A 12,800-nucleotide genomic window follows, 5' to 3' on the forward strand; every position below is an offset into this window, starting at 1 on the left:
GGTGCGGTCGTGGGTCAGCGATTGGTCAGCGGGGCCTGGATCTCGGTCACCCACTCCTGGAGGTTCTCCGGTGCGGCTAGGGTGACTTCCCGGGTATAGCCATCGGTGGTGTGGCCGTTGTCCTCGATCCAGTGGGCCAGGGCTTGGACCGTGGGCAGGACCTCGGCCATGGGGCCGCGGTGCACGATGGTGGCGGCCTGTTCCACGGCGGGCAGGTCGACGATCTGGAGGCCCTCGATGTGGTGGACGTCGGCGGGCACCGGCATGGCGGCGTGTACGAGGATGCCTCCGTCGGGTGCTTCCTCGTAGCGGGCATGGCCCGGTCCGACCGGGGTGGTGTGCGCTGCTTCCAGGCGCTGGCACAGTTGCTCGAAGAGGGGGCCGATGACCGGGCCGATGTCGGCGGGCACGAACGTGGCGGCGGTGCCGGTCAGTTCGGCCAGGTGGACGGCGGGCAGTGGCTTGGTGACGACGTCTTCGGTGGGCATGGTGCCCTCGCTTTCGATGATGCGCAGTCGTGCCTCGACCTGGGCCAGGCGGGTCTCGGCTGCGGTTGCGGCCTCGGCGAGCTCGGCGCGGCGCAGGCGCAGCATGCCGCGCAGTTCGGTGGCGCTGACGCGTTCGTCGAGGACGGCGGCGACCTGTTCCAGGTTGAAGCCCAGGTCCTTGAGCGCGATCACCCGGTTGAGGCGGGCCAGTTGGGCCGCCTCGTAGTGGCGGTGGCCGGTGAAGGGGTCGGTGCGGGCTGGGCGCAGCAGACCGGTGGAGTCGTAGTGCCGGAGCATGCGCACCGACACCCCTCCGTGTTTGGCGAACTCTCCGATGCTCAACATGGCGCTTCCCAGTACAGGGGTTGACACGGTGTCAGGTGCAAGAGCGCGGCTGCGGTCAGGTGCGGGTGAGGTACTGGGCGAAGGTGGTGCGGCCCACTGCGCGGTCGGGTGCCAGGTGGGCGCCGGAGCGGTAGGCGGCGAAGGTGGGACCGGGCAGGTGCAGGGGCCACAGGAGGCGGCGGGTGTGGGTGGCGTCCAGATAGGCGCGGGCCAGGTCGTGGAAGGGTTCCACTTGGGGGCCGCCCAGGTCGGGGACGCGTCCGGCGGGTTCTTCCTGGGCAAGTCGGGTCAGGCGCAGGGCGACTTCGGCGGGGTCGATGGGCTGGACGTCGATGTCGGGGTAGGGCATGGCGGGTGCGAGGGCCAGGCGGGCGCAGATGCTCTGGACCAGGGTGTGGAACTGGGTGGTGCGCAGGATGGTGACGCCCAGGCCGGAGGCCAGGAGTGCCTCTTCGACGGTGTGTTTGGTGCGGTAGTAGGCCAGGGGGATCTGGTTGGTGCCGACGATGGAGACGTAGACCAGGTGGGAGACGTCGGCCGCGCGGGCGGCGCGGATGAGGTGGGTGGCGGAGCCGATGTCTCCGCCGGTGGGGGTGCTGGCGCAGTGGACGATGGTGTTGACGCCGTGGAGTGCGTGGTCCAGGCCGGATCCGTTGCGCAGGTCGACGGGGTGTGCGGTGTCGGCCAGGCTTGCGGGGTGGCGGCTGAGGGTGTGGATGTGGTGGTTGGTTCGGCGTAGTTGTTCGACGAGGGGTCTGCCGAGGGTGCCGGTGGCGCCGGTGACCAGGATCGTGCTCATGTCCACCTCCGAGGCCGCTTTGGCCGATGACCAGGGTTTACGCTAACATCGCGCGCCCCGGAAATGCTGTTTTGTCCGACTCGGGTGTGTGCGTGGTGAAGGCCCGGGTTTAGTGTGCTGGCAGCACGGACGCAACGGGCTGTCGGTGCCGGTGAGGGAGGAGTCGTCCATGTCCGGGGTCGCCGAGGAGTTGAGGGTCGCGATCGGTGCGGATCAGGTGGTTACCGATTCCGCCGTGACGGAGGGCTACGCCCACGACGAGGCCGAGTGGGCGCCCTACGGTGGACCGGCCGCGGTGGTGCGTCCTCGCGGGACCGCCGACGTGGCCGAGGTGGTGCGGATCTGCGCCGATCGGGGCGTGCCCGTGGTGGGGCGGGGTGCCGGGACGGGACTGTCGGGTGCGGCCAACTCCGAGTCGGGGTGGGTGGTGGTCTCCTTCGAGCGGATGGACCGCGTCCTGGAGGTCGACCCCGTGCAGCAGACCGTGACGGTGCAGCCGGGCGTGGTCAATGACGACCTGCGTGAGCGGGTCGCCCAGGACGGGCTGTGGTACCCGCCGGACCCGGCCTCGGCGCCGTGGTCGACCATCGGCGGGAACGTGGCCACCAACGCCGGTGGGCTGTGCTGCGTCAAGTACGGGGTCACCCGTGACTACGTGCTGGGCATGGAGGCGGTCGTGGGTTCCGGCGAGGTGGTGCGCCTGGGCAAGACCACCGCCAAAGGTGTGACCGGCTACGACTTGGCCGGGCTCATGGTGGGTTCGGAGGGAACGTTGGGCCTGGTCACCGAGGTGACCTTGCGGTTGGTGCCGCTGCGCAGGGGCGTGGAGCACACCGTGGTGGGCTATTTCGACTCGTTGCTGGACGCGGGGCGCGCTGTCGCCGCGGTCTCGGCCGCGGGCATCGTTCCCTCGGCCCTGGAACTCATCGACCGGTTCTGTCTGCTGGCTGTGGACGAGTGGAAGAACATGGGCCTGTCCGCGGAGGGCGAGGTGCTGTTGTTGGCTAGGAGCGACTCGCCGGGTGCTTCGGGCCAGGAGGAGGCCGACCGGATCCTGGAGTGCTTCGAGCAGGAGAAGGCGGTGTACGCGGTGCGCTCCACCGACGGTGAGGAGGCCGAGGCCCTTTTCCAGGCGCGCCGCCTGGCCTACCCGGCGCTGGAGCGCCTGGGTCCGTTGCTGACCGAGGACGTGTGCGTGCCCAAGGGCAGAGTGCCGGAGATGTTGGCGGCGATCGAGGCGGCGGGGGAGCGCTTCGAGACCAAGATCGGCAATATCGCGCACGCCGGTGACGGCAACCTGCACCCGCTGTTCATCGTGCCCGCCGGTGACGAGGCGGCCAAGAAGCGGGCCAAGCAGGCCTTCGAGGCGATCGTGGACGAGGCGCTGGCGATGGGCGGCACGGTGACCGGCGAGCACGGGGTGGGTTTGCTCAAGATGCGCGGCGCCGCCGATGAGCTGGGCCCGCAGGTGCTCCAGATGCACCGGGCGGTCAAGGGGGCGTTGGACCCGCGGGGCATCTTCAACCCGGGCAAGGTCTTCGTGTAGGGCCGGGTCACGTTGACTTCCGGTCCAGACCCGCCTCGTGAGCGAGGAGCCCGGCCTGGGTGCGGTTGTCGCAGCTGAGTTTGTCCAACAGTCGGGAGACGTGGCCCTTGACGGTGGCCTCGCTCAGGAAGAGCTGTCGGGCGGTCTGGCTGTTGCTCATGCCCGCTCCCAGGCAGGCCAGGACCTCGGTTTCGCGTTCGGTGAGTCCAGCGACGAGGGTGTCGCGGTCCAGTCGGGCGCTGTGGTCGGTGTGGGCGTGGGTGAGCAGGCGGCGGGTGGCCTCGGGCGACATCACCGTGTGGCCGAGGGCGGCGACCCGGAGCAGCGAGGTGAGCTCTTCGGGGGGTGTGGATTTGAGGAGGAACCCGGCCGCGCCGGCGCGCAGGGCACGAAGGACGTACTCGTCGGCGTCGAAGGTGGTCAGGGCGACCACGACGGGTGGGTGGGGCAGGGTGGCGATCTCCTCCGTCGCGCTGATGCCGTCGCGGACGGGCATGCGCAGGTCCATCAGGACGAGGTCGGGTGTGTGGCTGCGGGCCGCCTCGACGGCGGCCTGTCCGTCGTGGGCCTGGTCGACGACGGTGACGTGGGGGTCCGCGCCCAGGATGGTGCGCAAGTGGGCGCAGACCAGGGGGTCGTCGTCCACGACCAGGACGCGGAGCGGGTGTGCGGGTTCGGTGGTCAACGGCCGGTTCTTTCGGTGACGGGGACGTGGCTGGGGAGTGTGGCGGCGGTCTCGAACCCTCCTGTGTCGGTGGGGCGGGCGGTCAGGGCGCCGCCCAGGAGTTCGGCCCGGCGGCGCAGACCGTCCAGGCCGCAGCTTGATCCGGAGGCGACCAGGTCGGGGTCGGGTGCGCCGGTGGGTGCGCCGTTGTGGACCCGGACGTGGATCGCGGTGGGCGTGTAGCTGAGTTGTACCCGAACCCGCGCCCCGGGTGCGTGTTTGCGGGTGTTGGTCAGGGCTTCTTGGAGGACGCGGGCCACGGTGGCGGCGACCAGGGGTGAGGCCAGTGCGGGGTCGCCCTGGGTGTCGAGGTCGACGGGGGTTCCTGTGGCGCGGGCGTCCTCGACCAGGGGGAGGGGGTCGGGGTCGGTGAGGGGGTCGAGGTCGCCGCCTTGGGAGAGGACACCGGTGAGGTCGCGGAGTTCGCCCAAGGCGCGGTGGCCGGTGGCGCGAAGTTCCTCGGCTGTGGAGCGGACGGTGTCGTCGGGGGCGGTCACGCGCAGGGCCCCGGCCTGGAGCACCATGAGGCTGACCCGGTGGGAGACGATGTCGTGCATCTCGGTGGCCAGGCGCGCGCGTTCTTCCCCGCGGGCGCGCTCGGCCATCAGGTGCTGTTCGTTCTCGGCGCGCTGGGCCCGTTCGCGCAGGGCCGCGACCAGGCGTTGGTGGGTGGCCAGGTACAGGCCGAGGGTGGCGGCCAGGTCCGCGAACAGGAGGGTGCGTACCCCGGTGCCGCTGATGGTGGTGGGGTCGGCGGCCAGGAGGCAGGCCAGGGACAGGGCGGACAGCGAGATCCAGAAGACGGGGTCGAGTGGGCGGCGTGTGGCGGCGGCGTAGGCGGCGAAGGGTGCTGTGGGCGGGAACCAGGCCACGGTGTGGGCTGCGCCTTCGGTGCCGAAGAGGGGACCGGCGGTCAGGGCGGTGGCGATGGCGAGCAGGCCCGCGGCGGTGGTGATCCACAGAACGGTCAGGGGTGCGGTGCGCCGCCACAGCAGGGTTGCGGAGAGCAGCAGGCAGGCGGTGAGGAGCGCTTCGGCCGTCACGGGTGCGTCGTGGGGCACGGCCAGGGCCAGAGCGACTCCCATCAGGGCACTGACGCCGACGGTGAACAGGTCAAGCAGGGTGTGCCGGTCGGGAGGGGGCAGGCCGAGTCGCATGGGATTCAGCCTAGGGCGGCGGGTGCGTGCGCGGGGGTGGTTCACGACGAAGGTCGGTGGCGAGGCCGCGGTGGGTGCGACCTTCGTCGGGGGCCCAGGCCTCAGGGCCCTCGGCACGCGCCAGGGGCGGTCCCGGCCGGGTGCGCGCGGGCCGCACACCTGGCCGGGACCGTTCTGCCAGCGGGCTCTACCAGTGGTGGGCGCGGGTGATGACTGCGGTGTCGCTGCCGATGACGCCGAGGGAGGGTGCGAGGTCGACGTCGTAGGGTCGGGGCTCGAAGCCGGGGATGTCCTCCAGACCCAGCGTGGCGTCGGAGACGGCGAGCTCGGGCCGGTCGGTGCCCTCCACGTGCACGGTCATGGCCAGGCCCTCCTCGGGTGGGTTGTAGAAGTGGACCTCGTAGGGCAGGTCCTGGGTGTCGTCGGTGGGCTCCAGCGCGGGCAGTTGGCTCTGGGGCAGGTCGGGGACCTGGAGCGTGCCGTCGGTGATCCTGCGGTCCAGGTGCAGGACCAGGGCGAAGGCGTCGCGGTGCGAGCGCAGGGTCAGGTCCATGACGGTGTCGCCGTCCTGGGTGCGCACCTCGTCCACTTCGATCTCCGGTGCTGGCTCCTGGAGGTCGGGTGCCGGGCCCACCTGTTCGAACCAGACTCCGCGCGGCACGGTGAGGCCGCTGTCCTCGTGGGTCTGTTCCTGGGAGACGTAGTCCTGCACCCACGCGCTGGGGGCGGTGTTGTAGCTGGCCCACTGGGCGGTGCCGGTGTCGGCGTCGGTGATGTGTACCAGGTGTGCCATGCGCGGGTGGTCGTCGTCGTAACGGTCCACGACCAGGCCCGTTGCGGCCAGTGCGGCGGCGGTGGCCAGTGCGGTCAGCGGCGCCAGCACGCGCTTTCGTGCGCGAGCGCCGGGGCCGGGCAGGGCCGCCTCCAGCAAGGGCAGGGTGAGCACCGCGGCCATGCTGAAACCCAGTGCGGCGATGGGGGTACCCATGTCCATGCCCACGGCAGCGGCGAACAGGTAGCCGGTGAGGGCGGCCAGGGCCGCGCCGGGCACGATGCCCGTGGCCAGGGCCGCCAGCCGCCACCTGGGGCGTGCCGGACCGATGGCCAGGGCGGCCATCCCCGCAAGGGCTGCTGCGAGGGCGGGCAGGGTACCCACGTAGGCGGCGCCGGGGGCCAGGGCGGCCATGGCCACACCGAACAGGGCGGGCCAGAACAGGACACCCACCGCGCTCGCCTGAGCGCCGAACCAGCGCCGGGCCAGCAGGTGCCAGGCCCAGACCACGGCCACGACGACCGCGAGCACGGCGAAGCGGTAGAGCTCGGGCCGGTAGGAGGGGTCGGCGGGCAGAAGGTCGCCGTACTCGGGGCGGATCAGGGTCAGGGCCTGCCAGAGCGCCCACCCCGCCCCGAGGGCACCGAGTAGGGGAACGATGCCGGTGGCGGCGGCCGCCAGCAGGCGGGGTGTGGTCGCGGTGCCGGTGAGGCGGCTCATCAGGCCCAGTGCGGCCACGGCCAGGGTGGCGATCAGGGCCAGCGGCCAGACCAGTGTGCCCGGGTAGTGCACGACTGTTCCGGCCACGGTGAAGTAGGTGGCGCTGGTGTCGGCTTTCGATCGGGCCAGGTCGGTGTCCACGAGTTCGCGGGTCAGGGCCAGGGTGTTGGCTCCGTGCTGGTGGAGGGTGTCGCGGTCCAGGGCCTCGACGGTGTCGCGCGGGTGGTGGTAGTACACGCGCCCGTCCAGGGGGCCGTACTCCAGTCCGGTGAACCCGTGTTCGGTCAGCGTGGTGAAGTCGCTGTTGGCGGGCATGAGCTCGTACACACTGGCCATGGCCGATTCGCCGGCGGGGTGGGGTGCGGCACTGGCGTGCAGGTCGACCAGGGCGGCGTTGTCGGCTGAGGTGTTGTACAGGACGGAGGGGCCGGAGTTGCCGGGGCCCTCCAGGTTGATGAGGACACCACCTTGTTCGGTGGCGGGGTGGTGCTCGGCGAAGGCCTCGGCCCCGATGAGTCCGGGTTCCTCGCCGTCGCTGAGCAGGAGCACGATGTCGTTGCGGGGCGGTGCGCCCTCGGCCAGGTGGCGGGCGATCTCCAGGATGACCGCGACGCTCATCTTGTCGTCGCTGGCTCCGGGGGTGGTGGGTGTGGAGTCGTAGTGCGCGGCAAGCACGAGCTGCCCGGTGGGGTCGGTGCCCGGGACGGTGGCGACGACGTTGTGGGCCAGGCCGGAGACGACCTGATCACCGAAGGCGCGGGCGCCCACGGCGCTGTGGACCTCGGTCTCCAGACCCAGTTCCTGGAGTTGCCGTTGCAGGTAGTCGCGGTTGCGGTCGTTGGCGGCGCTGCCGATGGGGCTGGCCTCCTGGGCGATCTCGTCCAGGTGGTCCATGGCGCGCTGGGTGTCGAAGGCGTCGGCGGTGGGTGTGGCGGGTTCGGGCGGTGGGCGGTGGGTGATGACCGCGCCGGCGATCAGGGCGGCGATGAGTGCCAGGGCGACGAGGGCGCTGGCTCTGAGTCCGGGTGGGTGCGTCTGCTGCTGCATGGGGGGCTCCAGGTCGGGTCCAATGTGTGCACAATAATCTGTGCACAGTTTTTTGTGCAAGCGGGTTTCCCGGTCATGGCCGAGGAGGCGTGCCTGCACCACCCGGAGCGGAGTTGCTTGCCCTACCGGCCGAGACCTAGCGTTACGCCATGGAATCGCTCGGACCGCATAAGGTCACCGACTTGGCGGCCCTCAAGGCACTGGCCCACCCGCGTCGGCAACGCATCATCGACCACCTGGGCCGCAACGGGCCGGCGACATCGGCGCGCCTGGCCCGGGACCTGGACCTGAACACCGGGGCCACGAGCTACCACCTGCGTGAGCTGGCCAGGCACGGTTTCGTCGTCGAGGCCCCCGAACACGCACACGGCCGTGAGCGCTGGTGGCGCGTTGCCCACCAAGACATCCGCTTCCCGCTGCGCAGTGAGCAGGACGAGGGCATGCGTGCGGCGATGGACGCGATCGAGGACATCGCCTACGAGTACGACATCGAGCAGTTCCGCCGCGCCCAGCGGGAAGCCCAGGGGCCGGGGTTCTGGACGGATGCCTTCCCCTACTCGCGCGGGCAGATCAGGGTCAACCCCGAGGAGTTGCTGGCGTTCTTCGAGGACTACATCGCCCTCATGCAGTCCTATGACCGCCCTGCGGAAGAGGCCTCCGAGGGTGCTCGGGTAGTGCTGACCAGGTTCCTGGCCTTCCCCGCGCCGACGGAGAACCCGGTAGAGGAGCCGGAGCCGGGCCAAGTGGGCGACGAGCCCGGCTCGGAGAAGGGGGCCGCGGCAGCCGCACGAGAACCCACCGAGCGCTGAGACGCCGCGAGCGTCCCGACAGGCATGCCCGGCCGTCGGGGCCCCAGCCCGGTCCAGGGGTCATGGGCGCCGAACCATCGACCATGACCCCACGCCGCGTTTAACGCGTGCGGGCCAGTCCGCAGTACTCGTCGGCGGCGGTGGGCACCCCGTCCCCCGTGCAGACGTCGATGGTGCCCCGGCGCCACTCCAGCGCGGGCACCACACCCGGCTCGACCAGCTCCATACCGTTGCTGATGTCTTAGGCAAACATCAGCATCCCGTGCATGTGTGCACGAAAGGTCCGTGACGGTGTCACCACAACCTCAGCTGGGTGTCCTGACGACGGTGTCCCGATTCCTTCCGCCTTCGCGGTCTTGCGCCACCGGCCCGCCCCGCACCCGCCCCGCGGCGGGTGCGGGTAGTGCGGGTCCTACGGTCGGCTCCACGGGCCTTCAGAGCCCTCGCTCCCCGGTCCCCGGCCACTCCGGTACCGGTACTGCCCACCTGCGCCGCCAAGGCGGCGAGGTTGCGCGCTGCGTTGACGTCCCGATCCAACACCAGGGGACACTCATCGCAGTCGAACACCCGCACGTGCACCGCCAACTTGGCTTTCGTCGCCCCGCACCCCGAGCAGGTCTTACTACTGGCGAACCACCGGTCGGCCACCACCAAGCGCCCGCCATTCCAGGTGGTTTTGTAGTCCAGCTGGCGGCGGATCTGCCCGAACCCCGCATCAGCGATACGCCGGGCCAGACGCCGGTTCTTCACCATCCCGGCCACGTTCAGATCCTCCACCACCAGAGTGCCGTACTCGCCCGCCAACGCAGTGGTCAGGTGGTGCAGCGCGTCGGTGCGCAGGTTGGCCACCCGGTGGTGCACCCTGTTGCGGGCCCGGTTGGCCTTGACCCACCGCTTCGAGGGAGGGCGCCCGGTGCGCCGGTCCGGGCCCTGCCTCAGGGACACCCTCCGGCAGGCCCGGCGCAGGTCGGTCAGTGCCCCCTCCAAATGGCTGGGGTTGGCCACCTGCCACACCCGCCCGTCGTTGTCGGCGACCACCGCCAGGGACTTGACCCCCAGGTCCACCCCGGCCACCCCCTCCGGCCGGGCCGGAGTGGTGGGGGCGCGCTCGATCTCGACCTGGAAGGCCACCTGCCACCGCCCCCGCCGGTGCGAGACCGTGGCCGAGAGGATGCGCGCGGTGCCGTTGGCCAGGCGGCGGTGGAGTTTGCGGGTGGACTCATGGGTGCGCACCCGCACCACCACCGGCAGCATGACGTGGCGCCGGGTGTCTTCGCACCGGATGGTGCCGGTGGTGAAGCGGCACGACAGCGGCGCCCGGTGCTTGGACTTGGGCCGCGGCACCCCCACCCTCGGACCCTTGCGATCGCCGCGTTTGGAGGCCGAGTAGCCGTCAAAGGCAGCCGCCGCGTTCGCTAGGCCGGTGTTGTAGGCCTCCTTGGAGTTGTCGGCCCACCAGGTGGCGAACCGGGGATCCTGGCGTTTGGTGGCGTTGAACGCCCGCCGCAGGGCGGGCAGCGACCAGGACCGCCACGGGGTACGCTCAGACTCAGCAACCCCGTAGGAGGCCTCGGCCTTACGTTGGTCCCAGGTGGCCAGGACGTGGTTGCAGGCCCAGTTGAAGGCCGTCCGGGCCCCTCCGCAGTGCGAGCGCAGCCGCTGCTCGGCCTCGACCCCCGGGTCCAGAGCGAAAGTGAAGGCCTGGACCACATGCCCGGGGCGGGGCTCGAACCCACGCTTCTTCTTACCTTCTGATTGTTGTTCGTCCTGGTGTGGGGCGGTCTCGGCCACGGGTTCCACCCCCTTCCCTGGTGTCTCGTTCACACGTTCGAGAAAGACGTTAGCGGGACGGGCGGGACCGTGTGGGGGGAATCAGCGAACTCCCCTGATTATTTCTCTAGGGCGAACCGACCTGAGTGCCTGGCTCTTCAACGGCGGCCTGCGGCCGTAGTGCTGTGTGTTGACCGGGGTGGAGGGTGGCTGAGGGAACCCCGAACAGCTCACAACCCCTGCACCACAAGGCTTTTCTTCCGCCACAGACGGCCGGAGCACGGAAAGTCGTCGGAACCGGGAGCGGTAGGAGGCGCGTCTCAACTGGTGGAGAGCCGCACCGAGAGGAAGTGTTCCCCATGTCTGGTGGCGCCATCGCCCTCATGGCCGTCGTTGTCATCATCTGCATCGCGGTCGCCGTGATGCAGTCGGCCGCCGAACGGGAGCGGGTGGCGTCCCTGGTGGCCTGGGCGCGCGACCGGGGCTGGAACTACGACCGCGAACGCCCCGAGCTGGCCGACCGGTTCAGCGGGACCCCCTTCCGGCGGGGCCGCTCCAACGCCAAGGCCAAGCACGTGCTCTGTGCGGACCACCGCGGCCACCGCGTGCTGGCCTTCGAGTACACCTACACCACCACGACCTCCACCGGTCAGGGCACGACCACCACCACGCACCACCACAGCATCGTTACGGTGACCACCCCGCACACCCCCGTGCTGGAGGTCAAGGCCGAGCACTTCGGCCACACCCTGCTCGGGCTGCTGGGCGTACACGACCTGCAGGTGGGCGAGAAGGCCTTCGACGACACCTTCCGCATCGCGGCCGACGACGACGCCTTCGCCCTGGCTGTACTCGGCCCCGACCTGCGGGCCTGGTTGCTGGATCGGCCCGAGGCCCGCGTACCGTTCCGCTTCACCGGTGACCACATCCTGACCTGGAACGCCACCAAGCTGGACCCCGAAGCCATGGTGGCATCGGCCGATCACCTCATCGACCTTCTGGATCAGGTCCCCGGCCAGGTGTGGGAGGCAACCCCGGGCTGACTCAGGGGCACAGCTCCGGCGGGAAACCCGTCCAGCGCAGCTCTGGCGGCAAGTGCCCGAGGTCGTTCAGCACCGTCAGCGAGGCCGGTCTCCCGGGCGTGTACCGGATGACCGTCAGCCCGGCGTTGGACGCGCCCACGCTCAACCACCGCCAGGGCGGGGCCTCCATGGCGGCACCCACCAGCCACCCCACCAGGTAGGCATGGGTGATGACCGCCTCGCGCCGTTCGGAGTCCCCCGCCGCGGGTCCGGTGAACAGCTCCAACGCCCGTCGGCCCAGCTCGGGGGAGCGCTCCTCGGCGGGGACTCGGTCCAGGAAGTCCAGGATCCCGTCGGCATGCGCGGGTGGGAGTTCGTGGCGCTCGGGAATGTGGGGCGCGTAGTCACCGGCCTCGGGAAGCTCCACGGGCGTGATGCCCTCCGAGCGGTCGGCGACCAGGCGCGCTGTCTGGGCAGCGCGAGGCAGCGGGCTGTGCCAGAGGGTGTGAGGAGCGAACTCGCGCAGCCGGGCACCGAGGAGGTCGGCCTGGCGGCGGCCCCGGGCGGTCAAGGAGCCGGTGGCCGGATCTGCCTCGGCGTGGCGGGCGAGATACAGGCGGCGGGTACTGGGCACGGAACTCCCTTGGCATGTCGCAGACGGGCACTCTCTCCGATCCCGGGCGCATGGCGGCGGTTCGCGCTGACTCGGGGTACTTGAGGAGAAGGCGTGCCGCATCAGAAGTGGCCCGTGCTGTTCGCTCAGGTCAGGGCGCCGGTCGCCGACATTCGTGGCTCGGGCGCGTGAAAACCGGTGCTCTGGCGGGTAGGGCCGCCAACGTGGCAGGGGCCCGTTCAGACGGGTCCGGCACGTGAGCACCACGCGAGGGGGATGTCATGGTCGACACACTCACCGGCCGCAGGGTGGCCATTCTGGCCGCCGACGGGGTCGAACAGGTGGAGCTGGTCCAGCCGCGCCGGGCTCTGGTCGAAGCCGGGGCCACAGTAGACCTGGTCTCACTGCACGGCGGCGAGATCCAGGCCATGAACGGCGACATCGAACCGGCCGACCGCTTCGCGGTGGACCGGGAGGTGGCCAAGGTCGGTGTCGACGACTACGACGCGCTGGTGGTCCCCGGCGGCACCATCAACCCCGACAACCTGCGGTCCGACGCCGACGCGGTGCGGTTCGCACGCGACTTCGTGGCCCGCGGCAAACCCGTCGCGGCGATCTGCCACGGTCCGTGGCTGCTGGTGGAGGCCGACGTGGTGCGCGGGCGCACCCTGACCTCCTACCCCAGCATCCGCACCGACGTGCGCAACGCCGGGGGGACGGTGGTGGAGGAGGAGGTCGTCACCGACCACGGGGTTACCACCAGCCGCAACCCGGACGACCTGCCCGCGTTCTGTGCGCGCATCGTGCGGGAGTTCGCCGCCTGAGTCGTCCCTGGCCCGGACATGACTCCAGCCGGGCCAGGGGCCCGTCCGGCGACGAGGACCGGATGGGCACGCGGAGGCCCCGGGTGAAGGCCGGGCCGGGGCAAGGAAGAGATTCCCCAACGCCTGGGCGGGCCGACGAAAAGTGCGGGGGGGGGGGCCCGGGG

General features: G+C 70.8%; 12 protein-coding genes. 4 read left to right on the forward strand and 8 right to left on the reverse strand.

Annotated features, from left to right (window positions below; translation table 11 throughout):
• Positions 1-14: 14 nt before the first annotated feature.
• Positions 15-833 (reverse strand): MerR family transcriptional regulator, encoded by an 819-nt coding sequence (locus ACYVD1_RS03835; protein ID WP_460767773.1) that lies wholly within the window; start codon positions 831-833, stop codon positions 15-17.
• A gap of 55 nt (positions 834-888) precedes the next feature.
• Positions 889-1,632, reverse strand: a complete 744-nt coding sequence (locus tag ACYVD1_RS03840; RefSeq protein ID WP_460767776.1) for an SDR family oxidoreductase — start codon at positions 1,630-1,632, stop codon at positions 889-891.
• Between the two features lie 169 nt (positions 1,633-1,801).
• On the opposite strand from ACYVD1_RS03840, the gene ACYVD1_RS03845 reads away from it, so the two are divergent.
• The gene (locus ACYVD1_RS03845) at positions 1,802-3,178 is read left to right on the forward strand and encodes an FAD-binding oxidoreductase (RefSeq protein WP_460767779.1); all 1,377 of its coding nucleotides are present in this window, start codon (positions 1,802-1,804) and stop codon (positions 3,176-3,178) included.
• A gap of 7 nt (positions 3,179-3,185) precedes the next feature.
• Here the strand turns inward: ACYVD1_RS03845 and ACYVD1_RS03850 are convergent, their stop codons facing one another.
• The 3 genes from ACYVD1_RS03850 to ACYVD1_RS03860 all read right to left on the reverse strand — a co-directional run bounded on the left by ACYVD1_RS03850 (position 3,186) and on the right by ACYVD1_RS03860 (position 7,598).
• Positions 3,186-3,863: a response regulator gene (locus tag ACYVD1_RS03850; RefSeq protein WP_460767782.1), complete on the reverse strand. Its 678-nt coding sequence runs from the start codon at positions 3,861-3,863 to the stop codon at positions 3,186-3,188.
• Positions 3,860-5,059 (reverse strand): sensor histidine kinase, encoded by a 1,200-nt coding sequence (locus ACYVD1_RS03855; RefSeq protein ID WP_460767785.1) that lies wholly within the window; start codon positions 5,057-5,059, stop codon positions 3,860-3,862. Before ACYVD1_RS03855 ends, ACYVD1_RS03850 begins: the two co-directional genes overlap by 4 nt.
• Before the next feature lie 187 nt (positions 5,060-5,246).
• Positions 5,247-7,598: a M28 family peptidase gene (locus ACYVD1_RS03860; protein WP_460767788.1), complete on the reverse strand. Its 2,352-nt coding sequence runs from the start codon at positions 7,596-7,598 to the stop codon at positions 5,247-5,249.
• Positions 7,599-7,747: 149 nt separating this feature from the next.
• Between ACYVD1_RS03860 and ACYVD1_RS03865 the strand changes: the two genes are divergently transcribed.
• The gene (locus ACYVD1_RS03865; protein WP_460767791.1) at positions 7,748-8,407 is read left to right on the forward strand and encodes an ArsR/SmtB family transcription factor; all 660 of its coding nucleotides are present in this window, start codon (positions 7,748-7,750) and stop codon (positions 8,405-8,407) included.
• A gap of 100 nt (positions 8,408-8,507) precedes the next feature.
• On the opposite strand, the gene ACYVD1_RS03870 is transcribed toward ACYVD1_RS03865, so the two are convergent.
• Positions 8,508-8,633 carry a hypothetical protein gene (locus tag ACYVD1_RS03870; RefSeq protein WP_460767794.1) on the reverse strand — a complete coding sequence of 42 codons (126 nt, stop codon included), beginning with the start codon at positions 8,631-8,633 and terminating at the stop codon, positions 8,508-8,510.
• A gap of 68 nt (positions 8,634-8,701) precedes the next feature.
• Positions 8,702-10,198, reverse strand: coding sequence for an IS607 family element RNA-guided endonuclease TnpB (gene tnpB / locus ACYVD1_RS03875; protein WP_460767797.1), 1,497 nt, complete (start codon positions 10,196-10,198; stop codon positions 8,702-8,704).
• Positions 10,199-10,536: 338 nt separating this feature from the next.
• On the opposite strand from tnpB, the gene ACYVD1_RS03880 reads away from it, so the two are divergent.
• The gene (locus ACYVD1_RS03880) at positions 10,537-11,220 is read left to right on the forward strand and encodes a hypothetical protein (protein WP_460767800.1); all 684 of its coding nucleotides are present in this window, start codon (positions 10,537-10,539) and stop codon (positions 11,218-11,220) included.
• Between the two features lies 1 nt (position 11,221).
• Here ACYVD1_RS03880 and ACYVD1_RS03885 read toward each other — a convergent pair whose 3' ends face one another.
• A complete protein-coding gene (locus tag ACYVD1_RS03885; protein ID WP_460767803.1) occupies positions 11,222-11,833 on the reverse strand; it encodes a histidine phosphatase family protein in 612 nt (203 codons plus the stop codon).
• A gap of 260 nt (positions 11,834-12,093) precedes the next feature.
• Between ACYVD1_RS03885 and ACYVD1_RS03890 the strand changes: the two genes are divergently transcribed.
• Positions 12,094-12,636, forward strand: coding sequence for a type 1 glutamine amidotransferase domain-containing protein (locus ACYVD1_RS03890; protein ID WP_460767806.1), 543 nt, complete (start codon positions 12,094-12,096; stop codon positions 12,634-12,636).
• Positions 12,637-12,800: the final 164 nt, after the last annotated feature.

It is taken from the genome of Nocardiopsis nanhaiensis (assembly GCF_054778635.1).